This window comes from Paraburkholderia unamae (genome assembly GCF_003268775.1).
In the GTDB taxonomy this organism is placed as follows: Bacteria; Pseudomonadota; Gammaproteobacteria; order Burkholderiales; family Burkholderiaceae; genus Paraburkholderia; species Paraburkholderia unamae.
The window spans coordinates 194,712-219,759 of the sequence record NZ_QLSU01000002.1; the positions used below are offsets into that span (position 1 = coordinate 194,712).

Below are 25,048 nucleotides of genomic sequence, written 5' to 3' on the forward strand. Positions count from 1 at the left end.
CTCAAGCGGTCAGAGCCGCCTGCATGCTGGCGAGCCGCGCGCGGACCGAGGTATCGAGCACTTCGTCGCCGACCGTGACGCGCACGCCGCCGATGAGCGACTTGTCGATCTCGACGGCCGGCTTCAGCTTGCATTTGAACTTGCGTTCGAGGCTGGCCACGAGGTCGTTCAACTGCGCGCCTTCGAGCGGGAATGCGCTGACGATCACTGCGTCGGCCGCGCCTGCCTTGGCGTTCTTGAGCGCTTCGAACTGTGCGTGGATTTCCGGCAGCAGCGCGAGGCGATGGTTCTCGATCAGCATCTGCACGAGGTTCTTCACCTCGGCCGATTCCTTGACCGGCGACTTCACCGCCGCGAGCAGCAGCTCGACGACCTGGGCATGGCTCACTTTCGGGCTCGTCGCGACCGACTGCACCTCGGGCAAGGCCGCAACCTGTGCCAGCTCCGATACGAGCGTGGACCAGGCAGCGGTGTCACCAGCTTCGGCCACGCCAAACAGTGCTTCTGCGTACGGGCGGGCGATGGTTGCAAGTTCGGCCATGATCAGAGCTCGGCTTTCAGTTGATTCAGCAGTTCGGCGTGGGCCGACTGATCGACTTCGCGCTTCAGGATCTGCTCGGCGCCTTGCACGGCGAGTGCCGCGACTTCGCTGCGCAGCGCTTCGCGTGCCTTGACGACCTGCTGGTCGGCGTCGGCCTTCGCTTGAGCGATGATGCGCGCCGCTTCGGCGTGTGCCTGGGCCTTGATTTCTTCCGCGACGGCCAGCGCGCGCTTTTCAGCGTCGGCGATGCGGTTTTGACCCTCGTTGCGGGCCGAAGCGAGCTCTTCACCGACGCGCTTGTGCGCCGCTTCGAGTTCCGCCTTACCCTTATCCGCAGCGGCCAGGCCGTCTGCGATCTTCTTCGAGCGCTCGTCGAGGGCATTGATCAACGGCGGCCACACGAACTTCATCGTGAACCACGCGAGGATCAGGAACACGACCATTTGCGCAAACAGGGTTGCGTTGAGATTCACGGTGTTTCCTTAATCGTTGCTATTCCGGGGAATTGAAACGGCAAGGCGCTCATCGGTTGTGAAACTCGATCAGCGCCTCGTCTCCCGTTCCGCCATGCGCCCTTAACCGTTATAGGTCAGGCGCAACCTTCCAGGGAACTTAGCCCGCGAGCTTCGAGAGCAGCGGGTTAGCGAACGCGAACAGCATTGCAACACCAACGCCAATCAGGAACGCCGCATCGATCAGACCAGCCAGCAGGAACATCTTCGTTTGCAGCGGGTTCATCAGCTCAGGCTGACGTGCGCAGGCTTCGATGTACTTGCCACCCATCAGGCCGATACCGATACAGGCGCCGATAGCACCCAGGCCGATGATGATGCCGATACCGATGGCCGTGAAACCCTGGATGTTGGCGATGAAAGCTTGCATGATCACTCCTTTGTGAGATTTTCTGGAACTGGGGATTTAAAACTGCAAATCTGGTTTGACGAGCACTTAGTGCTTGTCGTGTGCCTGGCCGATGTACACCAGCGTCAGCATCATGAAAATGAACGCTTGCAACAGGACGATCAGGATGTGGAAGATCGCCCAGACGCTGCCTGCAATCACGTGGCCGATGAAGCCAAGCACCGTCGTGTCCGCGCCGAAGCTCCACAGACCGCCCAGCAGCGCGATCAGCAGGAACAGCAGTTCGCCTGCATACATGTTGCCGAACAACCGCAGTGCGAGCGAAACCGTCTTGGCGACGAACTCGATGATGTTCAGTGCAAGGTTCGGGATCCACAAGAGCGGATGCGAGCCGAACGGAGCCGAGAGCAGTTCGTGTGCGAAGCCGCCAGGACCCTTGATCTTGAGGTTGTAGTAAATCATCAGCACGAACACGCCGAGCGCGATGCCGAACGTGCCGTTGAGGTCGGCCGTCGGGACGATGCGCTGGTGCGGAAGCACTTCGGAAAGACCGAGCCAGCCGATCACGCGCGTGGGCAGATCGACGGGGATGAAGTCGAGCGAGTTCATGAGCGCGACCCAGATGAACACGGTCAGCGCGAGCGGCGCGATGAAGGCGCGGTTGCCATGAACGATGGACTTGGATTGGTCCTCGACCATCTCGACCAGCATTTCGATGGCGCACTGGAAGCGGCCCGGAACGCCCGGAGTCGCTTTGCGCGCAGCGAGGCGCAAGATGAGGATAGTTACAACGCCGCACAGGATCGACCAGAACAGCGTGTCGATGTTCCAGACGCTGAAGTCGACGATCGACGTCTGGTGCGAGGTCGCAAAGTTCTGCAAGTGGTGAGCAATGTACTCGGACGGACCCGGACCGCTCGTTCCTTCGCTGGCTGCCATATCGTTAAAAACACCCAAATTGTCGAAAATCGTTTTCGGCCGCTCCCGCCGCAATTCTGTATTGCGGGAACGCACCGCCGTGGATCGTGTCTTATCTGCTTCGCATCGGCCAGCTAACTTCCACCGTCATCGCTTCGACGCCCTGACTTGAGGCGGCGCGATGTCGGGGGGTCAGCGCCACGCGAGCGCGATCCAATATGTCTTTAGTGCGATCAGGTACGTGACGAGCAGCGGAATCCACCGCACGTCGTGATACCAGAACGCGATGGCGACGAACATCGCAATCGTCGCCCCCATCTTGAAGGCTTCACCGAGCATCCAGTTCAGCACGGTGCCGGCACGGCTCAACTGCTTGAGGCGCGCTGCGAACAGCGCTCCGGGGAACCAGCAAATCGCTCCGCCCAGAAAGGCCGACAGCGCAGCATCCCCCGGCGGCTTATAAAACAGCCACCACACCAATGTTGCAACCAGGGACAAAACCACTTGCGCCGCCACGACCCGAAACGGCGTGACGCGCGATGGGCGACTCACCTGCGCGCCGAAGAGTTGCTCGGCTTCGGTCCGGGTGAGCGGCACGATGTCGTTGTTATCTTGCTGGCTGGCGTCCAGCTCATCCCAGCGCGCGTTGTGATCGGTACGTTGACCGCCACCGCTTCCGGAATTTTTTGCCGCCGCATCCTGCCCCCGGCTGGATGCCCCGACCGCGCCCGGTGGAACATCGGGCCCGTCATGCGCCTGCGGCGCTTCATCTGGCCTCTGACCCACCATCGCTTTATTCCGGAAATTCGCCTTGCGCGCCTTTTATTACAGCGCACTTACAGCATCGCCAACCAAATAAATCCGGGCGATTGTAAGCGATAGTTGCAGGCAATTCAAGACTTTAGGGCGTTCAATAACACCTGTGAAATGCGACTTCATGATGCGGAAAACACGGTGTCGCAAAGCTGTGACCGGTAACTGTAAGGGAGCTAGCAATCGTCAGGAGGACCAGGTAAATTCGGCCGCCACCGTGCTCGTCATTCAGGATATGGGACGCGCAGCATCAAAACAGATGCAGCAGCAGCGCACCGCCCAAAAAGGCCGCAAGCCAGAATGGCACGGCGATCAGGTGAAATGACAGCCACACGCCGCGCTGGCCGGAAAGGCGCACGGCGATGAGATTCGCGAGCGATCCGATGGCGACCCCAAACCCGCCGACGCTCACGCCGAACGCCAGCGCGCGCCAGTCGTGCGTGAAACCGGCGAGCACGATGGCGGCCGGCACGTTGCTGATGACCTGCGACAGCACGGCGCCTGCGGCAAAAGCACGCATGGGCGTTTGCAACGAAAGCGCGGTCAGCGCGTGATGAATCCAGGGTAATGCGGCCACGCTGCGCAGAACGATGAACATCAGCACGAAGATCAGCAGAAGCAGCCAGTCGATCTTCAGCACGATGCGGATGCGCCAGATCACGAAGCCCGCGCTGACGGCGGCGAGCGCCACGCCCGCATGGTGTGCATCGGCAAGCAGCACGAAGGCCACGAACAGCACCGCGGCCACGCCGGCGAGCGCGCGATCGACGCGCTGGGGGGCGGCGTCCTTCGACAGGTCCAGCGGCGTGCTCTTGAACAGAACCGCAGCGAGCGCGATGAGCATCGCCATCAGAAAGGCGCACAACGGCGCGAGCCCCGCGACGAAATAGCCAAACGACACGCCGCTCACCTGCCAGAGAAACAGGTTCTGCGGATTGCCGAGCGGCGTGAGCACCGAGCCCGCATTCACGGCAAGCGCGATGACAATGACGAGACGTTTGAGCGGCAGCGGCGTGAGCTGGTGCAGCGAGTGCACGAGCGGCACGACGACGAAGAGCGCAACGTCGTTGGTCACGATCATCGACAGCCCGGCGGCCAGCGCGACCAGCAGCAACGCGAGCCCGCGCTCCGAGTGTATGTGGTGCACGAGCTTGTGCGCGAGCCAGGTCAGCAGTCCTGAATATTCGATCGCTTTGGTGAGAATGAGCAGGCCCGCTAGCGTCATCACCGTTTGCCAGTCGACGAGCGAGGGCAACGTGAGCAACGGGCGCGGTGCGAAGATCTGCAACGCAATGAGCGCCACGACGAGAATGGCGAGCACCGGCTCCGACAACGCGAATGCGCCGATCCGGCGCACCACGTTCAAGGGCCCGCTTGCGCCCTGCTGCGATTCGCCCACCGCTTAGGCGACGGTGCGCGCGTTTGCGGCGGCGGGCATCAAGCGGCCGTTTCGCCGCGCAGCCGCAGCAGGATGCCGTCGAGCGCGTCGAGGTCGCCGAAGTCGACGGTGAGCTGCCCTCGCCCGCGCCGGCCGAGTTTGATCTTCACCGTCGCGACGAGCAGGTCCGACAACTCTTCTTCGAGGCGGCGCGTGTCGCGACCACCGTCGTGCGCCGCCTTCGCCTTCACTGCGGGCGCCGCCTTCGTGGTGGCCGAAACCAGCTTCTCGGTTTCACGCACCGACATGCGCTTGTTGACCACCTGGTTGGCCAGCGTGATTTGCGTGGCCGCGTCCACGGCGAGCAGCGCGCGCGCGTGGCCCATGTCGAGATCGCCCGCGAGCAGCATGGTCTGCACGGGCGCTGCGAGATTGAGCAAACGCAGCAGGTTCGACACCGCGCTGCGCGAGCGGCCGACCGACTCGGCCGCCTGCTCATGCGTGAAGCTGAATTCGTCGAGCAGACGCTGGATGCCCTGCGCCTCTTCCAGCGGATTCAGATCCTCGCGCTGGATGTTCTCGATCAGCGCCATCGCGGCGGCGGCCTGGTCGGGCACGTCCTTCACGAGTACCGGCACTTCGGTCAACCCGGCGATGTGCGCCGCACGAAAGCGCCGCTCGCCCGCGATGATCTCGTAACGATCCGCCGAGACCGGCCGCACCAGGATCGGCTGCATGAGCCCCTGCGCCCGGATGCTCGCGGCCAGCTCCTGCAACGCGCCCTCGTCCATGCGCGTGCGCGGCTGGTACTTGCCGGCCTGCATCTGCGTGAGCGGCAGCGTGTTCGGCGCGCCGTCGATCTTCACCGCTTCGGTAATGTCCGCCGTGCCGCCGAGCAATGCTTCCAGCCCTCGGCCCAGCCCCTTCTTCCGTGCTACTGCGTTCATCGTGCTTCCTCAGTCTCTCGTCAGAGTGCGCGCACGCGCTCGATCATTTCCGCGCCGAACTGCACATAGGCCTGCGCGCCGCGCGACGTGCGATCGAACACCACGCCGGGCAAGCCATAGCTGGGCGCTTCCGCGAGGCGGACATTGCGCGGGATCACGGCGTCGAAAACCTTGTCGCCGAAGTGCTCCTTCAACTGCTCGGAAACCTGCTGTTGCAACGTGATGCGCGGATCGAACATCACGCGCAGAAGACCGATCACCTTCAGGTCGCGATTCATGTTCGCGTGGACCTGCTTGATCGTGTTGACGAGATCCGACAGCCCCTCCAGCGCGAAGTACTCGCATTGCATGGGGATGACCACGCCATGCGCGGCGCACAGGCCGTTGAGCGTGAGCAGCGACAGCGCCGGCGGGCAGTCGATCAAAACGAAATCGTATTGATCGTCGACTTCGGCAAGCGCGGTCTTGAGACGCCGCTCGCGCTGCTCGGCCGTCACCAGTTCCACTTCGGCTCCGGCCAGCTCGCGGTTGGCGGGCAGCACGTCGTAGCCCACCTGCTCCGGGCGCGTACGCGCTTCGTTCACCGTGACACCGTCGACGAGCACCTCGTACACCGTGTTCTCGCAGGCCGCCTTGTCGATACCGCTGCCCATCGTGGCGTTGCCTTGCGGATCGAGATCGATGAGAAGGACACGTTGTCCCTGCGATGCGAGGCTCGCGGCGAGATTGACCGTTGTCGTCGTCTTGCCGACGCCGCCCTTCTGGTTCGCAACGCAGAAGATTTTTGCCATCTTTTGTGTGTCCCTTTTACTGCCTTGAAAAGTTTGCTTACGTTGCACCGCATTCGTCTGATGCACCGTTCGGCCGATCCTGCCATCCGCTGAGCGGAGTCAGGTTGCGGTAATCGGGTCAACCGATACTTCAATCAGATGACGCTCCGCTTCGAGCATCGGTACGGTCAGGCGGATCGTGTTCAGCACTTTCGCGCCGGCGGGCAAGCGTTCGATTTCGTCTGCGGGGCGCACGCCCTTCATTGCCCAGATCGCGCCGCCCTCTGCAACGAGGTGACGGGCCAGTGTAACGAAATCGGCGAGATCCGCGAATGCCCGCGAGACGATCAAGTCGAATTTTTTCGGTACTTCGATGCCGGGACGCAGCGATTCGACCCTTCCAGTCACAACCGACAGGTTCGTGAGGCCGAGTTCGGCCTTGGCCTGCGACTGGAATGCGGACTTCTTGTGCACGATGTCGTTGAGCGTGATCTGCCAGTCGGGACGCACAATGGCCAGCACGATGCCCGGCAGACCGCCGCCGGAACCGACATCGAGCACCGCCGCGTCGGCGCGCGACGGCAGATGCGGCAGGATCGAAAGCGAATCGAGAATGTGCTGGATCAGCATCTGGCGCGGGTCGCGGATCGCCGTCAGGTTGTAGACGGCGTTCCACTTCGCGAGCAGCGCAACGTAGTCGAGCAATTGCTCGTGCTGCCGTTCGTTCAGCTCGACACCCAACGCCTGCGCGCCCTCTTTCAGCAAACGAGCCAGCGCGTCGCGATCCGCGATGCCGGGTTGCCTTGCGCGGCCCGTCATTGCGCCACCGGCGTCGAGTCGGTGCCCGCGTCGCCGGGGTTGCCCTGGCGACGACGGCCGAGGCCACGCTTGAGGTGCACCATCAGCAGCGAAATCGCGGCGGGCGTGATGCCCGAAATGCGCGAAGCTTGACCGATGGTCTCGGGACGGAACTGGGTCAGCTTCTGACGCGCTTCGAACGAAAGGCCACGCACGTCCGCGTAGTCGATCCCTTCCGGCAGGCGCGTGTTCTCGTGCGCGCCATTGCGCTCGATCTCGTCGGCCTGACGGTCGATATAGCCCTGATATTTGATGCCGATCTCGATCTGCTCCTTGATCTGGGCAAGCAGAATCTCGTCGTCGGCGAGCGGGGCTTCCGGTGCGCAAGCGCCTTCACGCAGGCCGCACACGCCGTCGTAGCTCACGCCCGGGCGACGCAGCAGATCCGCCAGGTTGTACTCGCGGTCGATCGGCTTGCCGAGCAGCGCAGTCGCTTCTTCGGCGGAAAGGCTCTTGGGATTCACCCACGTCGACTTCAGGCGCTCTGTTTCACGTGAAACAGCGTCGCGCTTGCGGCAGAACGCGTCCCAGCGCACATCGTCGATCACGCCCAGCTCGCGGCCAATCTCCGTGAGACGCATGTCCGCATTGTCTTCGCGCAGGCTCAAACGGTATTCGGCGCGACTCGTGAACATGCGGTACGGCTCGGACACGCCACGCGTGACCAGATCGTCGACCAGCACGCCAAGGTAGGCTTGATCGCGGCGCGGGCACCATGCATCCCTGCCCTGCACCTGCAAGCCTGCGTTGATACCGGCGAGCAGGCCTTGGGCAGCCGCTTCTTCGTAACCCGTCGTCCCGTTGATCTGGCCCGCAAAAAACAGGCCATTGATCGCCTTGGTTTCGAGCGAAGCCTTCAGGCCGCGCGGATCGAAGTAATCGTACTCGATCGCATAGCCGGGGCGCAGGATATGGGCGTGCTCCAGCCCGCGCATCGAGTGCACGAGTTCGAGTTGCACGTCGAACGGCAGACTCGTCGAGATCCCGTTCGGGTAGAACTCGTTCGTCGTCAGGCCTTCCGGCTCGAGGAAGATCTGATGCGATTCCTTCGAGGCAAAGCGGTGAATCTTGTCCTCGATCGACGGGCAATAGCGCGGCCCCACCCCTTCGATCACGCCCGTGTACATCGGCGAACGGTCGAGACCGCCGCGAATGATGTCGTGCGTGCGCTCGTTCGTGTGCGTGACCCAGCACGGAATCTGCCGCGGATGCTGCTCCGCCCGGCCCAGGAACGAGAACACCGGCACCGGATCGAGGTCGCCCGGCTGCTCTTCGAGCACCGAAAAGTCGATCGTGCGGCCGTCGATACGCGGCGGCGTGCCCGTCTTGAGGCGGCCCTGCGGCAGCTTCAGCTCCTTCAGGCGCGACGACAGCGTGACCGCGGCGGGGTCGCCCGCGCGGCCACCCGTGTAGTTGTTCAGGCCCACGTGGATCTTGCCGTCGAGGAAAGTCCCGGCCGTCAGCACGACGGCACGGCCGCGAAAGCGAATGCCGACCTGCGTCACGGCGCCCACCACGCGGTCGCCCTCGACCATCAGGTCCTCTACGGCCTGCTGGAACAGCCAGAGATTCGGCTGATTTTCGAGACGTCGACGGATCGCCGCCTTATAAAGAATGCGGTCCGCCTGGGCGCGCGTCGCCCGCACCGCCGGGCCTTTGGACGAGTTGAGGATACGGAACTGGATCCCGCCCTCGTCCGTCGCAGCGGCCATGGCGCCGCCAAGCGCGTCGACTTCCTTGACCAGATGACCCTTGCCAATGCCGCCAATCGACGGATTGCAGCTCATCTGACCGAGCGTTTCGATGTTATGCGTGAGCAGGAGCGTCTTGACGCCCATGCGGGCTGCGGCAAGCGCAGCCTCGGTTCCGGCGTGACCGCCACCAACGACGATTACGTCAAACTCTGTGGGATAAAGCATGGCTGAACCTCACGCATGGACGGAAACGACCGCGTGAGCCTTCTCGGAAAAAGTGGTATTGACGAATTATAGCGGTTTCAGGTTTTGTACCGTTCACGCCCGAATAAAGCGAGCGGCGTTTGGACGAAAAAAAACGGCGTGTTTCACGTGAAACACGCCGCTCATTTCTACAGCGATAGACGAAGTCAGCGCGCTCCGTCAGACCGGCTTCTTCGCAAGGCCGAGATACGTTTCGATCACACGCGGATTCTGCGCCAGGTCCGCCGCCGGCCCTTCGAGCGCCAGGTCGCCGGTCTCCAGCACGTAGCCGTAGTCGGAAATCTGGAGCGCCGCACGCGCGTTCTGCTCGATGAGCAGCGTCGCGACGCCTGTTTGCCGCAGCGCACTAATAATGTGGAAGATTTCCTTCACGATCAGCGGCGCGAGGCCCAGGCTCGGCTCGTCGAGCATGAGCAAGTCGGGCTTGCCCATGAGCGCGCGGCCGACCGCAAGCATCTGACGCTCGCCGCCCGAGAGCGTGCCGGCCGCCTGCGCACGCCGTTCCTTCAGGCGCGGGAACAGCGTGAACACGGGCTCCAGTTGATCGAGGAAATTGCGTTCGCCTGCCCGCTTACGCCGGTAGGCGCCGAGCACGAGGTTGTCCTCCACGGTCATCGTAGCGAACAGCTCGCGCTTTTCCGGCACGAGACACATGCCGCGCGCTACGCGCCGCTCGATCGGCAGCGCACCGACCTCTTCGCCCATATAGGCGATCCGGCCGCTCGCATGCCCGCTGACCGGCAGCGCGCCCATGATGGCGTTGAGCAGCGTGGACTTGCCCGCGCCGTTCGGGCCAATCACGGAGACGATCTGCCCCGCGCCCACCTTGATGGCCGCCTTGTGCAGCGCCTCGATCTTGCCGTAGCGCACCGCGAGGCCGGTGACTTCCAGTACGGGTGTCGTCATCATTCCACCCCGCCCAGGTACGCTTCGAGCACCGCCGGATCCTTCTGCACGTCTTCCGGCAGGCCTTCCGCGATACGCGTGCCGAACTCCATCACCACCAGCCGGTCGGTGAGATTCATCACGAAATCCATGTCGTGTTCGACCAGCAGCACGCTCATCCCCTCTTCCCTCAGCTTGCGCAGCAATGCGGCCAACTGTTGCTTTTCCTGATAACGCAGGCCGGCCGCCGGTTCGTCCAGCAGCAGCAAGGTCGGATCGCAGCACAGCGCGCGTGCGATCTCCAGAATGCGCTGCTGACCGAGTGCGAGACTGCCCGCCTCGTCGTACATATGCTGCTCCAGACCGACGCGGCGAATCTGTTTCGCCGCCTCGCTCATGAGCCGCCCCTCCTCCGCCGCGTTGAGCTTGGCGACGCTGCGCAGCACGCCTGCATGGCCGCGCAGATGCCCGCCGATGGCGACGTTTTCGAGCACCGTCATCGTCGGCAGCAGTTTGACGTGCTGGAACGTGCGACCGATGCCGCGCGCGACGATTTCACGTGAAGTCAGCCGGTCGATGCGCTCGCCCCGGAACGTGATCTCACCGCTGGTGGGCTGGAGCACGCCGGTCACGAGATTGAAGGTCGTCGACTTGCCCGCGCCGTTGGGGCCGATCAGGCCAATGATCTGGCCCGCCTTCACTTCGAAACTCACGTCGTTCACCGCCACGAGGCCGCCGAACTGCTTGCGTGCCTTGTTCACCGTCAGCAGCATCTCGCCGGTGGCGGGCTTGCTGCGCTGCGGCAAGGATTCAGCGTGCTCGGGCACGTGCGCCCGCGGGCCGCGCGGGAAGAAGCGCGCCACGAACGGCCACACGCCGCGCCGCGCGTATTGCAGCAGCAGCACCATCAAGATGCCGAAGACGATTACCTCGAAGTTGCCGTTCTCGCCGAGCAGCTTGGGCAGCAGCGTCTGAAGCCAGTCCTGCAACACGGTGAGGATCGCCGCGCCCAGCACCGCGCCCCAGACGTGCGCCACGCCGCCCACCACGGCCATGAAAAGATACTCGATGCCGTGATTCAGGCCGAACGGCGTCGGGTTCACGGCGCGCTGCAAATGGGCGTAGAGGAAGCCCGAAACGGCCGCGAGCACGGCCGCATAGACGAAGATCACCACGCGCATCCAGCCGGTGTTCACGCCCATTGCCTCGGCCATCAGGCCGCCGCCGCGCAACGCGCGGATCGCCCGGCCCAGGCGGCTATTAAGCAGATTCTGAACAGACACCACCGAGGCGAGCACCACGACCCAGATCAGGTAATAGATATGGCGGCCCGATTCCAGCTCGATGCCCAGCACGTTCAGCACGGGAATGCCGTTGATGCCGTCGTACTTGCCGAGCATATCGAGATTGCCGAACAGGAAGAACAGTGCGAGGCCCCAGGCGATCGTGCCGAGCGGCAGGAAGTGGCCCGACAGACGCATCGTGACGAGCCCCAGAACGAGCGCCACGAGCCCCGTGATCACCACGCCGACGATCAGCGCGAGCCACGGCGAAACGCCGTACTGCGTCGTCAGATACGCGGTCGCATAGGCGCCGAGCCCGACGAATGCGGCCTGCCCGAAGCTCGTCATCCCGCCGATGCCGGTGAGCAGCACGAGCCCGATCGCGACGATCGAATAGAGGCCGATATAGTTGAGCAGCGTGATCCAGTATTCGGGCACGTGCAGCGGGTGCGGCAGCACCGGCAGCGCGAACATCACCACGAGGAACAGCCAGAAGAAGCGGTTGTGCATGACGAATCGTTTCATCGCGTCACTCCTCTTCCTCTTCGGCGTGCGGCGTCGAGAGCGAGCGCCACAGCAGCACGGGGATGATGAGCGTGAACACGATCACTTCCTTATAAGAGCTCGCCCAGAACGACGAGTACGACTCCAGCAGGCCCACCAGCACCGAGCCTGCCGCAGCCAGCGGATAGCTCACCAGACCGCCGATAATGGCCCCCACGAAGCCCTTGAGGCCGATCAGGAAGCCCGAGTCGTAGTAGATGGTGGTGAGCGGCGACACGAGAATGCCGCACAGCGCGCCGAGGCCCGCGGCGAGCGTGAACGCGAGCCGACCGGCCTGCGTGGTGCCGATGCCGACGAGCCGCGCGCCAAGCCGATTCACCGACGTCGCGCGCAGCGCCTTGCCCGAAATCGTGCGGTCGAAATACAGATACAGCGCGACGATCAGCACGGCCGCCGTACCGATCACCCAGAGGCTCTGCCCGGAGATGGAGAGGCTGCCGATGTTGAACGTGGCGTCGGAGAACGCGTTGGTGCGCGAGCCTTCCGCGCCGAACATCACGAGCCCGAGGCCCACCATCGCGAAGTGCACCGCCACCGCCACGATCAGCAGGAGCAGCGTGGTCGCCTCGGCGATGGGCTCGTAGGCGAGGCGATAGATGAACGGCCCCATCGGCACCACGATCGCGAGCGTGAGCGCGATCTGCACGAGCATGGGCAACGGCTGGCCCGCTACGCCGCGCGTGATCGCGTAGAGCGCGATGGGAAAGAGCAGATACTTGCCCGCGAGCGAAACGAGCGTGCGCGCCGCATGACGGCGGCGCTCGGCGTGACGCACGAGCCCGATCGTCTCGACAACGAAGCACGCCGCGCCCAGCGCGACGAGCAGCCAGCAGGTGGCCGGAAACTTCTGCGATTGCAGCGCGGCGAGCGTGAGCGCGCCATACGAAACGAATTCGCCCTGCGGAATGAAGATCACCCGCGTGACGGAAAACACCAGCACCAGTGCGAGCGCAAGCAGCGCGTAGATCGCACCGGTGGTGATGCCGTCCTGCGCGAGGATCGCGGCGATCGATAAATCCATACTCCCCTCTTCCTGAAACCTTCTGGAGCCCGGTAAGAACCCGGCGAGAACCCGGAAAAACAGCAACGTCGAAAAAACGGAAATGCGAGAAAGAACCGGCGAATGCGCGGTTCGGACTACCTGTGTGTGAAGCCGGCGTGCAGCGCCCTTGCCGCACACCGGACGGGCCGGAGCTTGGGCTTGCCCGTGCGCGCCCCGGCGTGCTCGTGCATCATTCTCGGTGGCCAGAATGACGCCGTGGCGCGCGCGTGTGTTTCACGGGAAAGCACGCCGTGCTTTCCCGTGCTCCGCGCGTTACTCGCCTTGCAGCTTCCACTTGTTGTTGACGATCTCCACGATCACGCGCGCACGCTGGTCGAGACCCGCGTGATCCGTCGCGCTCATGTTGAAGATGCCGTGCGCGCCCGCCACGTCATGCGAGTTTTCGAGCGCGGCACGCAGCGCCACGCGGAACGCCTCGGTGCCCGGCTCGCCCGCCTTCAGCGCGACCGGAATCGCGCGCTCGAGCAGCTGGCCGGCGTCCCATGCATGGCCGCCGAAGGTCGCCACGGAACCGGCGCCGTAGGCCTTCTCATAGGCGGTCTTGTAGGCCAGCGCCGACTTCTTCACCGGGTTCGAGTCCGGGAGCTGGTCCGCCACGAGGATCGGGCCTGCGGGCAGCAGCTCGCCTTCGCAGTCCTTGCCGCACACGCGCAGGAAGTCGTTGTTGGCCACGCCGTGGGTCTGGTAGATCTTGCCCTTGTAGCCGCGATCCTTGAGCGTCGTCGCGGGCAGCGCCGCGGGCGTGCCCGAACCGGCGATCAGCACCGCATCGGGGTTCGCCGACATCAGCTTGAGCACCTGCCCCGTCACCGACGAATCGGTGCGGTTGTAGCGCTCGTTCGCGACCATCTTCAGGTTGTGCTTCGCGGCCGCGTTGCCGAATTCCTTGTACCAGCTGTCGCCGTAGGCGTCGGTGAAGCCGATAAAGCCCACCGTCTTCACGCCGTGCTTCTCCATGTAGCCGGCGATCGCGTCAGCCATCAGGCTGTCGTTCTGCGGCGTCTTGAAGGACCACTGGCGCTTCGCGTCCATCGGCTCGACGATGGCCGCCGACGCCGCGAGCGAAATCATCGGCGTCTTGCCTTGCGACACGACGTCGAGCATCGCGAGCGAGTTCGGCGTGACCGAGGAGCCGATGATGGCGTCCACATGGTCTTCGTCGATCAGCTTGTGCGTGTTCTGCACCGCCTTGCTCGTGTCCGAGGCGTCGTCGAGCACGATGTACTGCACGCTCTTGCCCGCGATCTCCTTGGGCAGCAGCGCGATCGTGTTCTTCTCGGGAATGCCGAGCGACGCCGCCGGCCCCGTTGCCGAAAGCGTCACGCCGATCTTCACCTGCGCGGCGGCAACGCCCGCCGTGCCCATCAGCGCCGCTGCGAGTCCGGCGCTAATCGATCTCAAAACCCATTTCTTCGTTTTCATTGCGCGTCTCCAAACGCTTCGTCTGCGTGTTGTCGATTGATCCTGGCGTCGCTCTACATCGAAATCACTATGATCTACGTAAATCGACGCTGGCCCTTGAGTGTAGTAATCGGGATCGCGCGTGTAATGCATGGTTTTCCCTGCCTGCGGCGCTGCACAAGCCGCCGCCGCATAGAACGCGCTCTCCGCTTTATCGACTGCTCCCTGCCCTTCCTTTACCGCCCTGCCCTTGCTGCTTCCCTGCTGCTGCGAATTCCTTGCGAACTCCTTGTGTATCCGTTGCAACGGCAACAAAAAAGGCACCTCGAAAGAGCGTGCCTTGTTCGTGTTCCGTGTGGTGTTCAGCCGACGCTCAATCGCCGGCGAGCTTCCACTTGCCGCCGACAATCTCCACCATCACGCGGGCACGCTGGTCGAGGCCGGCGTGGTCCGTCGCGCTCATGTTGAAGATGCCGTGCGCGCCCGCCACGTCGTGCGAGTTTTCGAGCGCGGCGCGCAGTGCGTCGCGAAACGCCTTCGAACCCGGCTGACCGGCCTTCAGCGCAACCGGAATGGCGTGCTGGAGCAAGAGGCCCGCATCCCACGCGTGACCGCCGAAGGTCGAGATCGAGCCCGCGCCATAGGCCTTCTCGTACGCGGCCTTGTAGGCCAGCGCCGATTGCTTCACGGGGTTCGAGTCGGGCAACTGGTCGGCGACGAGCAGCGGACCTGCGGGCAGATACGTGCCTTCGCAGTCCTTGCCGCACACGCGCAGGAAGTCGTTGTTGGCCACGCCGTGCGTCTGGTAATACTTGCCCGCGTAGCCGCGCTCCTTGAGCGTTTTCTGCGGCAGCGCGGCCGGTGTGCCCGCGCCGGCGATCAGCACCGCATCCGGGTGCTGCGCGATCATCTTGAGCACCTGGCCCGTGACCGAAGCGTCATTGCGCGCAAAGCGCTCGTTCGCCACGACCTTGATGCCCTGCTTCGCGGCCGCCGCGCCGAATTCCTTGTACCAGCTCTCGCCATAGGCGTCGGAGAAGCCGATGAAGGCCACCGTCTTCACGCCGTGCGCGGCCATGTGCTGGGCAATGGCGCCGGCCATCAGCGCGTCGTTCTGGGGCGTCTTGAAGACCCAGGCGCGTTTGGCGTCCATTGGTTCGACGATCGAGGCCGCGGCGGCCATCGAGATCATCGGCGTGGCGGTTTCCGCGGCGACGTCGATCATGGCGAGCGAGTTGGGCACGACGGTCGAACCGATCAGCGCGTCAACGTGGTCTTCGCTCGTGAGCTTGCGTGCGTTCTTCACCGCCTGCGTGGAGTCGGTGGCGTCGTCCAGCACGATGTAATCGACCTTCTGACCCGCAATTTCCTTGGGCAGCAGCGCAACCGTATTCTTTTCCGGAATGCCGAGCGAGGCGGCTGGCCCCGTGGCTGACAGCGTCACGCCGATCTTGATGTCCGCATACGCCGCGCCGGCCGTCGCCGCGAGCACCCCGGTCGCGACGCAAGCCGCCCCCATCCAACGCCAAACCAACTGCATCTCCACTCCTTCGATAATCGTTTTCTTTATTGCTACGGATTTTGTGGCGCACCTCGGCCGATTACCCCACAGCCCAATCGATAATCGGTTGCCGGATATCAACGCAAAAATGCTGACCGCATGGTCGGTGAATGGCGAGTGTAGCGGTCTGCGTATTCGAATGGCAAGTGCTTTCCAGTGGCTTACAACGCGCGGGATTAAGCCTTGGCTTTGCGTAACGCTCAAACGTATGCGTGGCGGGCGTTTCACGCCAAACAGCGCGATTCGCGTAATTGAGGGAAGGGGAATATTCGGGCGAGAATGCGTGAATATCGCACGCACTGAATTGGGGAAAAGATAATCCGCGAAAAGGCGCGCAGAAATATAAAAAGCGCTGTTGGACTCTCATCCAACAGCGCTTCCTTGTCCGGGCACTTGGTGCCTCAGTTGTCTCCTCGTTCTCCACCTGCAAATTCGGTGCATCAGAACTAGGTGCAACTTTAAACTTCACCCCTCCCACCGGCAACTAGCATTTACCCTAGTGGTGCAGTGCGGCACCGATATGGGGCGCGCCGCCACGCGATTGTCGCACTGCGGGGCGCTCCTTCATGCCGCAACGCGACATGGTTGCGCGAGGGACGATCATTCTAGCGCACGCCGCGCAACCCGGGCAGCACGGCCCGTTCACGCGCGCAACGGCCGCACGCGTGCCACGATCTCGCCGACAATGCCGCGCCGGAACGCCAGCACGCAGGCGATGAAGATGAGCCCCGTGACGATCGTTGTGGACTCACCGAGCGAGCGGAACCACTCCACGCCCGTGCCCCGCGCGAGCGCCGTGCCGATGTCGCCCAGCCGGTCCTCCAGCGCGACGATCAGCGTTGCGCCGAGCAGCGGCCCGAAGAGCGTGCCCATGCCGCCCACGAGCGTCATGAGGATCACGAGACCCGACATGGTCCAGTAAGCATCGCCGAGCGTCTCGAAGCCGAGCACGAGCACCTTGAGGGCGCCTGCGAGCCCCGCGAGCCCCGCCGAAAGCACGAACGCGAGCAGCTTGAAGCGGTCGGTGTCGTAGCCGAGCGAGATTGCGCGCGGCTCGTTCTCCTTGATCGCGACGAGCACCTGCCCGAACGGCGAATGCACGATACGCACGATCAGACCGAACGCCAGCACCATTACCACGAGCACGACGTAGTAGAGCGTGAGATCGGAGTCGAGCGACAGCACGCCGAACAGCTTGCCGCGCGGCACGCCCTGCAAGCCGTCCTCGCCGTGCGTGAACGGCGCTTGCAGAAAGACGAAGTAGACCATCTGCGCGAGCGCCAGCGTGACCATCGAGAAGTAGATGCCCTGGCGGCGGATCGCGAAAACGCCCACCGCCAAGCCGAGCAGCGTCGCCACCGCCGTGCCCGCGAGCACGCCCGCCTCCGGCGTGAAGGCGAGCGACTGGATCGCGTAGCCGGTCGTATAGCCCGCGCTCGCAAGAAAGAGCGCGTGGCCGAACGAGAGCAGGCCCGTGTAGCCGATCAGCAGGTTGAAGGCCGCCGCGAACATCGCGAAGCACAGCACCTTCATCACGAAGAGCGGATAGATGCCCGCGAACGGCGCGACGATCAAGCCGGCCAGCAATAAACCATACAGCGCTTTTCTTTGCATCATCGTTCCTTGCCGAAGAGGCCAGCTGGGCGAATCAGCAGCACGATCGCCATGATCACGAACACCACGGTCGCGGAGGCTTCGGGCCAGAACACCCGCGTGAAGCCCTCGATCACGCCGAGCATGAGGCCGGTGAGGATCGAGCCCATGATCGAGCCCATGCCGCCGATCACGACCACGGCGAACACCGTGATGATCATCGACTGCCCCATGAGCGGCGACACCTGGATCACGGGCGCCGCGAGCACGCCCGCGAACGCCGCGAGCGCCACGCCAAAGCCGTAGGTGAGCGTGATCATGAGCGGCACGTTGATGCCGAACGCCTCGACGAGCTTGGGGTTCTCCGTGCCCGCGCGCAGATACGCGCCCAGACGCGTCTTCTCGATCACGAACCAGGTAGCGAAACACACGGCGAGCGAGGCCACCACCACCCATGCGCGATAGTTCGGCAGATACATGAAGCCGAGGTTGGTCGCGCCGGCGAGCAGGTCGGGCACGTCATAGGGCTGCCCCGACGAACCGTAGATCGAGCGGAACACGCCCTCCACCACGAGCGTGAGCCCGAAGGTCAGCAGGAGTCCGTACAGATGATCGAGGCGATACAGCCAGCGCAGCATCGTGCGCTCGATCACGATGCCGAACGCACCCACCACGAGGGGAGCCACGACGAGCATCGCCCAGTAAGGCAGATTGAAATACGCGAGCCCCATCCACGTGAGCATCGCGCCCAGCATGAACAACGCGCCGTGGGCGAAGTTGATCACGTTGAGCATGCCGAAGATCACCGCGAGGCCAAGACTCAGGATCGCGTAGAACGAGCCGTTCACGAGCCCGAGGAGCAACTGGCTCAGCATTGCCGGAAGCGGAATGCCAAAAATCGTCATGAAAGCCGCCCATAGACGCCATCGCGCCAGTAACGGATTACGCAATCATGCCGCGCCCTGCGCGCCAACCGGGCGCCGGGCGCGGCATGCGACTGCCGCATCTACACGAACGCGCTTACTTCCACAGCGCGCATTTGCTCTCCTGCCTGGTCGTGTACGCTTGCTCGCCCGGGATGGTTTGCAGCACCTTGTAGTAGTCCCACGGCTTCTTCGACTCGGAGGGCTTCTTCACCTCGACCAGATACATGTCGTGGATCAGCACGCCGTCCTGGCGGATATAGCCGCCCTTCGTATAGAAGTCGTTGACCTTGGTCTTCTTCAGTTGCTCCATGACCTTGTCGGAATCGGTCGTGCCGGCCGCCTGCACCGCCTTCAGGTAGGTCGTCACCGCCGAATAGTCGGCCGCCTGAAGTTCGGACGGCATCTTCTTCGTCTGCTCGAAGTAGCGCTGCGCCCACTTGCGCGTGTCGTCGTTCTGATCCCAGTACCAGCCGGTCGTGAGCACGAGGCCCTGCGTCGTGTCGAGCCCGAGGCTATGCACGTCGGGCAGGAACATCAGCAGCGCCGCGGTCTTCATCGTCTTGTTGATGCCGAATTCCTTGGCCGCCTTGATCGCGTTGACCGTGTCGCCGCCCGCGTTCGCGAGACCGAGGATCTGCGCCTTCGACGACTGCGCCTGGAGCAGGAACGACGAGAAGTCCGACGCCGAGAGCGGATGGCGCACTTCGCCGAGCACCTGGCCGCCATTCGCCTTCACGACGTCCGCGGTGTTCTTCTCGAGCGACTTGCCGAACGCGTAGTCGGCGGTCAGGAAGAACCAGGTCTTGCCGCCCTGCTTGAGCACGGCGAGACCCGTGCCCTTCGCGAGCGCGACCGTGTCATAGCCGTAGTGTACCGTGTACGGCGTGCACTGCTCGTTCGTCAGCGCGTCCGTGCCCGCGCCCGTGTTGAAGTACACCTTCTTCTTCTCTTGCGCGACCTGGTTCATCGCCAGCGCCGTGGCCGAGTTCGTGCCGCCGAGCAGCATGGTCAGGCCGTCACGGTCGAACCATTCGCGCGCCTTCGAAGCGGCGATGTCGGCCTTGTTCTGGTGGTCCGCGTACTCGATCTGGATCGGCTTGCCGAGCACCTTGCCGCCGAAATCGGCAACGGCCATCTTGATCGCGGTGAGACCGCCCTGGCCGTCGTCATCGGCGTAAAGGCCGGACATGTCGGTGATGAAGCCGATCTTCACCGCGTCGTCGGCAGCCTGCGCACTCCCCGCGCTGAGCGCCATCGCAGCTGCCGATGCGGCAAAGAGGCCCGCGAGGCGCGCGAACGTGGTTTTCTTCATTGCAGTCTCCTTCTTTGGTTGCGTAGTTATTCAGGAACACTCCATGAACATCGGAGGCAAAACGATTCGCGCGGCGCCCGTGCCACGCCGTGCAAAAATCAGACCGAAACTTAAACGCCCAGCAAGTCGTGCAGCACCGGCATCTTTCCTTCGAGTTCGGCAATGCCGAAGCGCTCGACAATGTGCCCGTGCTCCATCACGTAGAAGCGGTCGGCAAGCGGCGCCGCAAAGCGGAAGTTCTGCTCGACCATCACGATCGTGTAGCCGCGCGCCTTCAGCGTGAGGATCATGCGCGCGAGCGTTTGAACGATCACGGGCGCAAGACCTTCGGAAATCTCGTCGAGCAGCAGCAGGTTCGCGCCCGTGCGCAGGATGCGCGCCACGGCCAGCATCTGCTGCTCGCCGCCCGACAGGCGCGTGCCCTGGCTGTGACGACGCTCCGCGAGATTGGGAAACATCGAATAGATCTCGTCGAGCGACATGCCCTGCGCACCCTTCACGCCGATATGCGGCGGCAGGAGCAGGTTTTCCTCGCACGAGAGGCTCGAGAAGATGCCGCGCTCCTCGGGGCAATAGCCCACGCCGCAATGCGCAATGCGATAGGTGGGCATCTGGATGGTTTCGCGCCCGCCCACGCGGATCGACCCCGTGCGCCGCCCCGTGAGGCCCATGATGGCGCGCAGCGTCGTCGTGCGCCCCGCGCCGTTGCGCCCGAGCAGCGTGACGACCTCGCCGCGCGCGACGCTCAGGTCCACGCCGTGCAGAATGTGCGATTCGCCGTACCAGGCTTGCAGCCCGGCGATTTCCAGCGCGTTCGCGCCCTCGGCCGCGCCTGCGGCGGCGAGCGGTTCGCGTTCGGTGACCGTGTTCATGCGTGCGCCCCCGTGAGCGCCGTGTCCGCGCTGCCCATGTAGGCCTCGGCGACGAGCGGATTTTTCGAGACTTCCGCGTAGCTGCCTTCGGCGAGCACTTCGCCGCGCTGAAGCACGGTGATGGTGTCGGAGATCCCCGCAATCACGTTCATGTTGTGCTCGACCATGAGGATGGTGCGCCCGCTCGACACCTTCTTGATGAGCGCCGTCACGCGGTCCACGTCTTCGTGGCCCATGCCCTGGGTCGGCTCGTCGAGCAGCATCAGTTCGGGCTCCATCGCGAGCGTCGTGGCGATCTCGAGCGCGCGCTTGCGGCCGTAGGCCAGCTCGACCGTGGGCACGTCGGCGAAATCGGTGAGGCCCACCTGCGTGAGCAGGTCCATGGCGCGGTCGTTGAGCTCCGCGAGCGAGCGCTCGCTCTTCCAGAAGTGGTAAGCGGTGCCGAGCGAGCGCTGCAAGCCCACGCGCACGTTCTGCAACGCCGTGAGGTGCGGAAACACGGCCGAGATCTGGAACGAGCGGATGATGCCGCGCCGCGCGATCTGTGCGGGCCGCTCGTGCGTGATGTCGATGCCGTTGAAAACGATGCGCCCCGCGCTCGGCACGAGGAATTTGGTGAGGAGGTTGAAGCAGGTGGTCTTGCCCGCGCCGTTCGGTCCGATCAACGCATGGATCGAGCCGCGGCAAACGCGCAGGTTCACGCCGTTCACGGCCGTGAAGCCCTTGAACTGTTTCGTGAGTCCGCGCGTTTCCAGAATCGTGTCGCCGAGAATCATGTCCCCTTCCGTGCGTGGTAAGGCGTAACACTTGAGACCGTCCGTGCCTCCCGTTGCACGGTGGGGTCCGGCGCGGACATGGCGGCGCGCCTCCCGATGCGCGCAACGCGCGCCTGCCGACTATCTTCTAATTCTCTCGCCAATGATGCACCGCAATCATTGGGATTTGCACTTAAGGGAGCGCCACAGGGTGAACCCATCCCGTAAATGCATGTTCACGACAGATTCACGAAAGATATGCGCAACATCGGTGCAAGATCGATGCGCAGCCACAATATGACAGGCGTGCAGGAACTCGCACGCGGAAGCGCTTCCGCATGCGTCCCAGATAGTCGTCAAAACGACGCAATCGCGGGCGTCGCGTCGCCCCTCAGGCGGTCATCAGGCCGTCGTCAGCGGCGCGTTGGCGGCGGTCTCCTTTGCCATGCGCACACCTTCGCGCCGGTCGGCGCGCAGCATCTCGGCGGCGCGCTCCGCGATCATCAGCGTTGGCGAATTCGTGTTGCCCGAAGTGATGGTCGGCATGACCGAGGCGTCCACCACGCGCAGGCCCGTTACGCCGCGCACACGCAGGCGCGCGTCGACCACGGCGTCGGGGTCGTCGGCGCGGCCCATGCGGCAGGTGCCCACCGGGTGAAAGATCGTCGTGCCGACGTTGCCCGCCGCCTCCCGCAATTGTTCCTCGGTCTGGTACGCGAGTCCCGGCAGGATCTCCTGCGGCGCGTAGCGCGCGAGCGCCGCGGAGGCCGCGATGCGTCGCGTGAGCCGCAACGAATTGGCGGCCACGCGCAGGTCGTGGTCGGTCGCCAGATAATTGGGCGCGATCGCGGGCGCCTGCGACGGGTCCGCCGATATGGCGTGGATGCTGCCGCGCGACGTGGGCCGCAGGTTGCACACCGAAGCCGTGAACGCGTTGAAACGATGGAGCGGCTCGCCGAAGCGGTCGAGCGAAAGCGGCTGCACGTGATATTGAAGATCGGGCCGCGTGAGCGCGGGGTCGTTCGGGTCCGATTTCGCGAACGCGCCGAGCTGTGAGGGCGCCATCGACATCGGGCCGCTCTGGAACAGCGCGTACTCCATGCCGATCATCAGCTTGCCCCACCAGTGCGCGGAGGCCGTGTTGAGCGTGCGCACGCCGTTCACGCGATACGCCATGCGCAGTTGCAGATGGTCCTGGAGATTCTCGCCCACGCCGCGCAGGTCCTGCACGACGCCGATGCCGAGTTGCGCGAGCCGCGCAGCGTCGCCGATGCCGGAAAGCTCCAGCAGTTGCGGCGAATTCACGGCGCCGGCGCTCAAAATGACTTCACACCTCGCCCGCGCGACGTAGTCGACATCGCCGCGATACTCCACGCCCACGCAACGCTTGCCCTCGAAGATCACGCGCTGCGTGAGCGCGCCGGTGACGACCGCGAGATTGGGCCGCTTCATCGCCGCGCGCAGGAACGCCTTCGCCGAGTTCCAGCGCACGCCGCGCTTCTGGTTCACCTCGAAATAGCCCACGCCGCTGTTGTCACCGCGATTGAAGTCGTCGGTGGCGGCAATGCCCTGCTCCTGCGCGGCCCTCGCGAACGATTCGAGAATCTGCCACTTGAGGCGCTGCTTCTCCACGCGCCATTCGCCGCCCGCGCCGTGAAACTCGCTCGCGCCGCTGTGATGATCCTCGCTGCGGCGGAACACGGGCAGCACGCTGTCCCACGACCAGCCCGAATCGCCGGTCTCGCGCGCCCAGTTGTCGTAGTCCTCGCGCTGGCCGCGCATGTAGATCATACCGTTGATCGACGACGAGCCGCCGAGCACGCGCCCGCGCGGATACGCCAGCGAGCGCCCGTTGAGCCCCTTTTCCGCGGCGGTCTTGTACAGCCAGTCGGTGCGCGGATTGCCGATGCAATAGAGGTAGCCAACGGGGATGTGAATCCAGTGATAGTCGTCCTTGCCGCCCGCTTCGATGAGCAGCACGGAAACGTCCGGATCTTCGGTCAGGCGATTGGCGAGCACGCAGCCCGCGGTGCCGGCGCCGACGATCACATAGTCGAATTCGCCTTCCAGGCGGCGCGAGGACGCGCCGTGCGCTCCTTGAGATTCGCTCGTTGCGGGCATGGTTGTCTCCTTCTACGGCTCCGCTCGACTTGCTGCCGTTTTGTTTGTGTTCAAGCGTACTGCGGTTGTTGCGAATGCTGCGCCGGGCGGCAGAAAATGCTTCGGTCTGCTTGCAAAACCGCCCGGCGCCCGCCTGCTTACTTCGCCACCGGCATGGTGAACTCGGCGCCCTTGGCGATGCTGTCGGGCCAGCGCTGCATGATGCTCTTGTAGCGCGTATAGAAGCGCACGCCTTCCTCGCCATACGCATGGTGATCGCCGAACAGCGAGCGCTTCCAGCCGCCGAACGAGTGCCACGCCATCGGCACCGGAATCGGCACGTTGATGCCCACCATGCCCACCTTGATCTGCCGCGAGAACGCGCGCGCCACGCCGCCGTCCGACGTGTAGCACGACACGCCGTTGGCGAATTCATGGGCGTTGATGAGCTCGACCGCGCTCGCGAAATCGGGCACGCGCACGACCGCGAGCACCGGCCCGAAGATCTCTTCCTTGTAGATCGTCATGTCGGTTTTCACGCCGTCGAACAGCGTGCCGCCGAGGAAGAAACCTTCTTCGTGGCCATCCACCTTGTGGCCGCGCCCGTCCACCACGAGCTTCGCGCCCGCGGCCACGCCCGCCTCGATATAGCCCTGCACCTTCGCGCGATGCACGCCCGTGACGAGCGGCCCCATTTCCGAGGCGCCGTCCATGCCGCTGCCGATCTGAAGCGCCTTCACGCGCGGCGTGAGTCGCTCGACCAGTTCGTCGGCGATATGGCCCACGGCCACCGCCACCGAAATCGCCATGCAACGCTCGCCGGCCGACCCGTAGGCCGCGCCGATCAGCGCATCGACGGCCTGGTCGAGATCGGCGTCCGGCATCACGACGAGGTGATTCTTCGCGCCGCCCAGCGCCTGCACGCGCTTGCCGTGCTTCGTGCCTTCCGTGTAGATGTACTCGGCGATCGGCGTCGAGCCGACGAACGACAGCGCGGTGACTTCGGGATGCACGAGCAGCGCGTCCACGGCCACCTTGTCGCCGTGCACGACGTTGAACACGCCGTCGGGCAGGCCCGCTTCCTTGAGCAGTTCGGCCAGACGCAGCGACGCCGAAGGATCGCGCTCCGAAGGCTTCAGCACGAAGGTGTTGCCGCACGCAAGCGCGATCGGAAACATCCAGCACGGCACCATCATCGGGAAGTTGAACGGCGTGATACCGGCCACGACGCCCAGCGGCTGACGCAGATTCCAGTTGTCGATGCCACCGCCGATCTGGTCGGTGAAATCGGTTTTCAGCAGATTGGGAATACCGCACGCGAACTCGACCACCTCGATGCCGCGCATCACCTCGCCCTTCGCATCGGAGAACACCTTGCCGTGCTCGCGCGTGATGAGTTCGGCGAGCTCGTCGTGATGCTGGTCGAGCAGATCCTTGAACTTGAAGAGAATGCGGGCGCGCTTGATGGGCGCGGTTTCCGCCCACGCGGGAAAGGCGGCGTTCGCGGCGGCCACGGCGGCGTCCACCTCTGCCACCGAACCGAGCGGCACGCGCGCGCTGACCTTGCCAAAGGCCGGATTGAAGACGTCGCCGTAACGGCCGCTCGTGCTCTCCAGCGGCTTGCCGTTGATGTAGTGCGTGAGTGTGCGCACGCCGGCATCGCTTTGATGTGTCTCGCCCATGTGTGTG

Annotated in this window: 22 protein-coding genes; all 22 read right to left on the bottom strand. The window is 64.1% G+C overall.

Annotation, left to right across the window (positions count from 1 at the left end; all coding sequences use genetic code 11):
- Nucleotide 1: 1 nt before the first annotated feature.
- On the bottom strand, nucleotides 2–541 hold the full coding sequence (locus tag C7401_RS03440) for a F0F1 ATP synthase subunit delta (protein ID WP_112169956.1): 540 nt from the start codon (nucleotides 539–541) through the stop codon (nucleotides 2–4).
- Between the two features lie 2 nt (nucleotides 542–543).
- On the bottom strand, nucleotides 544–1,014 hold the full coding sequence (locus C7401_RS03445; protein WP_112169957.1) for a F0F1 ATP synthase subunit B: 471 nt from the start codon (nucleotides 1,012–1,014) through the stop codon (nucleotides 544–546).
- Between the two features lie 139 nt (nucleotides 1,015–1,153).
- Nucleotides 1,154–1,423, bottom strand: a complete 270-nt coding sequence (gene atpE / locus C7401_RS03450; RefSeq protein WP_028203308.1) for a F0F1 ATP synthase subunit C — start codon at nucleotides 1,421–1,423, stop codon at nucleotides 1,154–1,156.
- A gap of 66 nt (nucleotides 1,424–1,489) precedes the next feature.
- Nucleotides 1,490–2,341 carry a F0F1 ATP synthase subunit A gene (gene atpB, locus C7401_RS03455; protein WP_112169958.1) on the bottom strand — a complete coding sequence of 284 codons (852 nt, stop codon included), beginning with the start codon at nucleotides 2,339–2,341 and terminating at the stop codon, nucleotides 1,490–1,492.
- A gap of 171 nt (nucleotides 2,342–2,512) precedes the next feature.
- On the bottom strand, nucleotides 2,513–3,109 hold the full coding sequence (locus C7401_RS03460; protein WP_112169959.1) for an ATP synthase subunit I: 597 nt from the start codon (nucleotides 3,107–3,109) through the stop codon (nucleotides 2,513–2,515).
- Nucleotides 3,110–3,383: 274 nt separating this feature from the next.
- Nucleotides 3,384–4,499, bottom strand: coding sequence for an SLC13 family permease (locus C7401_RS03465; protein WP_112170279.1), 1,116 nt, complete (start codon nucleotides 4,497–4,499; stop codon nucleotides 3,384–3,386).
- Nucleotides 4,500–4,570: 71 nt separating this feature from the next.
- A complete protein-coding gene (locus C7401_RS03470) occupies nucleotides 4,571–5,458 on the bottom strand; it encodes a ParB/RepB/Spo0J family partition protein (protein WP_112169960.1) in 888 nt (295 codons plus the stop codon).
- A gap of 20 nt (nucleotides 5,459–5,478) precedes the next feature.
- Nucleotides 5,479–6,249, bottom strand: a complete 771-nt coding sequence (locus C7401_RS03475) for a ParA family protein (protein ID WP_112169961.1) — start codon at nucleotides 6,247–6,249, stop codon at nucleotides 5,479–5,481.
- Between the two features lie 99 nt (nucleotides 6,250–6,348).
- Nucleotides 6,349–7,047, bottom strand: coding sequence for a 16S rRNA (guanine(527)-N(7))-methyltransferase RsmG (gene rsmG, locus C7401_RS03480; protein WP_112169962.1), 699 nt, complete (start codon nucleotides 7,045–7,047; stop codon nucleotides 6,349–6,351).
- Entirely contained in the window at nucleotides 7,044–9,005 is a 1,962-nt protein-coding gene (mnmG, locus tag C7401_RS03485; RefSeq protein WP_112169963.1) for a tRNA uridine-5-carboxymethylaminomethyl(34) synthesis enzyme MnmG, read from the bottom strand. The genes rsmG and mnmG overlap by 4 nt, the downstream gene beginning before the upstream one ends.
- Before the next feature lie 198 nt (nucleotides 9,006–9,203).
- Nucleotides 9,204–9,953 (bottom strand): ABC transporter ATP-binding protein, encoded by a 750-nt coding sequence (locus C7401_RS03490; RefSeq protein ID WP_112169964.1) that lies wholly within the window; start codon nucleotides 9,951–9,953, stop codon nucleotides 9,204–9,206.
- Entirely contained in the window at nucleotides 9,950–11,737 is a 1,788-nt protein-coding gene (locus tag C7401_RS03495) for a branched-chain amino acid ABC transporter ATP-binding protein/permease (RefSeq protein ID WP_112169965.1), read from the bottom strand. The genes C7401_RS03490 and C7401_RS03495 overlap by 4 nt, the downstream gene beginning before the upstream one ends.
- 4 nt (nucleotides 11,738–11,741) lie before the next feature.
- Nucleotides 11,742–12,797, bottom strand: coding sequence for a branched-chain amino acid ABC transporter permease (locus tag C7401_RS03500; RefSeq protein WP_112169966.1), 1,056 nt, complete (start codon nucleotides 12,795–12,797; stop codon nucleotides 11,742–11,744).
- 294 nt (nucleotides 12,798–13,091) lie between these two features.
- On the bottom strand, nucleotides 13,092–14,261 hold the full coding sequence (locus C7401_RS03505) for an ABC transporter substrate-binding protein (protein WP_112169967.1): 1,170 nt from the start codon (nucleotides 14,259–14,261) through the stop codon (nucleotides 13,092–13,094).
- Nucleotides 14,262–14,613: 352 nt separating this feature from the next.
- Complete coding sequence (locus C7401_RS03510) at nucleotides 14,614–15,759, bottom strand: ABC transporter substrate-binding protein (RefSeq protein WP_373864419.1); 1,146 nt, start codon at nucleotides 15,757–15,759, stop codon at nucleotides 14,614–14,616.
- A gap of 684 nt (nucleotides 15,760–16,443) precedes the next feature.
- Nucleotides 16,444–17,415, bottom strand: coding sequence for a branched-chain amino acid ABC transporter permease (locus C7401_RS03515; RefSeq protein ID WP_181565493.1), 972 nt, complete (start codon nucleotides 17,413–17,415; stop codon nucleotides 16,444–16,446).
- Nucleotides 17,415–18,299, bottom strand: a complete 885-nt coding sequence (locus tag C7401_RS03520) for a branched-chain amino acid ABC transporter permease (RefSeq protein ID WP_112169970.1) — start codon at nucleotides 18,297–18,299, stop codon at nucleotides 17,415–17,417. The genes C7401_RS03515 and C7401_RS03520 overlap by 1 nt, the downstream gene beginning before the upstream one ends.
- Nucleotides 18,300–18,414: 115 nt before the next feature.
- A complete protein-coding gene (locus tag C7401_RS03525; protein ID WP_112169971.1) occupies nucleotides 18,415–19,632 on the bottom strand; it encodes an ABC transporter substrate-binding protein in 1,218 nt (405 codons plus the stop codon).
- Nucleotides 19,633–19,742: 110 nt separating this feature from the next.
- Nucleotides 19,743–20,504, bottom strand: coding sequence for an ABC transporter ATP-binding protein (locus C7401_RS03530; protein ID WP_112169972.1), 762 nt, complete (start codon nucleotides 20,502–20,504; stop codon nucleotides 19,743–19,745).
- Nucleotides 20,501–21,280 (bottom strand): ABC transporter ATP-binding protein, encoded by a 780-nt coding sequence (locus tag C7401_RS03535; RefSeq protein WP_112169973.1) that lies wholly within the window; start codon nucleotides 21,278–21,280, stop codon nucleotides 20,501–20,503. Before C7401_RS03535 ends, C7401_RS03530 begins: the two co-directional genes overlap by 4 nt.
- Before the next feature lie 381 nt (nucleotides 21,281–21,661).
- Entirely contained in the window at nucleotides 21,662–23,380 is a 1,719-nt protein-coding gene (locus tag C7401_RS03540) for a GMC family oxidoreductase (protein WP_112169974.1), read from the bottom strand.
- A gap of 137 nt (nucleotides 23,381–23,517) precedes the next feature.
- On the bottom strand, nucleotides 23,518–25,041 hold the full coding sequence (locus C7401_RS03545) for a CoA-acylating methylmalonate-semialdehyde dehydrogenase (protein ID WP_112169975.1): 1,524 nt from the start codon (nucleotides 25,039–25,041) through the stop codon (nucleotides 23,518–23,520).
- Nucleotides 25,042–25,048: the final 7 nt, after the last annotated feature.

Bases quoted from the DNA above. Each gene is read 5' to 3' on its own strand.
- C7401_RS03440 (WP_112169956.1), bottom strand. From the start codon at position 541: ATGGCCGAACTTGCAACCATCGCCCGCCCGTACGCAGAAGCACTGTTT.
- atpE (WP_028203308.1), bottom strand. From the start codon at position 1,423: ATGCAAGCTTTCATCGCCAACATCCAGGGTTTCACGGCCATCGGTATC.
- atpB (WP_112169958.1), bottom strand. From the start codon at position 2,341: ATGGCAGCCAGCGAAGGAACGAGCGGTCCGGGTCCGTCCGAGTACATT.
- C7401_RS03460 (WP_112169959.1), bottom strand. From the start codon at position 3,109: ATGGTGGGTCAGAGGCCAGATGAAGCGCCGCAGGCGCATGACGGGCCC.
- C7401_RS03470 (WP_112169960.1), bottom strand. From the start codon at position 5,458: ATGAACGCAGTAGCACGGAAGAAGGGGCTGGGCCGAGGGCTGGAAGCA.
- C7401_RS03475 (WP_112169961.1), bottom strand. From the start codon at position 6,249: ATGGCAAAAATCTTCTGCGTTGCGAACCAGAAGGGCGGCGTCGGCAAG.
- rsmG (WP_112169962.1), bottom strand. From the start codon at position 7,047: ATGACGGGCCGCGCAAGGCAACCCGGCATCGCGGATCGCGACGCGCTG.
- mnmG (WP_112169963.1), bottom strand. From the start codon at position 9,005: ATGCTTTATCCCACAGAGTTTGACGTAATCGTCGTTGGTGGCGGTCAC.
- C7401_RS03490 (WP_112169964.1), bottom strand. From the start codon at position 9,953: ATGATGACGACACCCGTACTGGAAGTCACCGGCCTCGCGGTGCGCTAC.
- C7401_RS03495 (WP_112169965.1), bottom strand. From the start codon at position 11,737: ATGAAACGATTCGTCATGCACAACCGCTTCTTCTGGCTGTTCCTCGTG.
- C7401_RS03500 (WP_112169966.1), bottom strand. From the start codon at position 12,797: ATGGATTTATCGATCGCCGCGATCCTCGCGCAGGACGGCATCACCACC.
- C7401_RS03505 (WP_112169967.1), bottom strand. From the start codon at position 14,261: ATGAAAACGAAGAAATGGGTTTTGAGATCGATTAGCGCCGGACTCGCA.
- C7401_RS03510 (WP_373864419.1), bottom strand. From the start codon at position 15,759: ATGGGGGCGGCTTGCGTCGCGACCGGGGTGCTCGCGGCGACGGCCGGC.
- C7401_RS03515 (WP_181565493.1), bottom strand. From the start codon at position 17,415: ATGCAAAGAAAAGCGCTGTATGGTTTATTGCTGGCCGGCTTGATCGTC.
- C7401_RS03520 (WP_112169970.1), bottom strand. From the start codon at position 18,299: ATGACGATTTTTGGCATTCCGCTTCCGGCAATGCTGAGCCAGTTGCTC.
- C7401_RS03525 (WP_112169971.1), bottom strand. From the start codon at position 19,632: ATGAAGAAAACCACGTTCGCGCGCCTCGCGGGCCTCTTTGCCGCATCG.
- C7401_RS03530 (WP_112169972.1), bottom strand. From the start codon at position 20,504: ATGAACACGGTCACCGAACGCGAACCGCTCGCCGCCGCAGGCGCGGCC.
- C7401_RS03535 (WP_112169973.1), bottom strand. From the start codon at position 21,280: ATGATTCTCGGCGACACGATTCTGGAAACGCGCGGACTCACGAAACAG.
- C7401_RS03540 (WP_112169974.1), bottom strand. From the start codon at position 23,380: ATGCCCGCAACGAGCGAATCTCAAGGAGCGCACGGCGCGTCCTCGCGC.
- C7401_RS03545 (WP_112169975.1), bottom strand. From the start codon at position 25,041: ATGGGCGAGACACATCAAAGCGATGCCGGCGTGCGCACACTCACGCAC.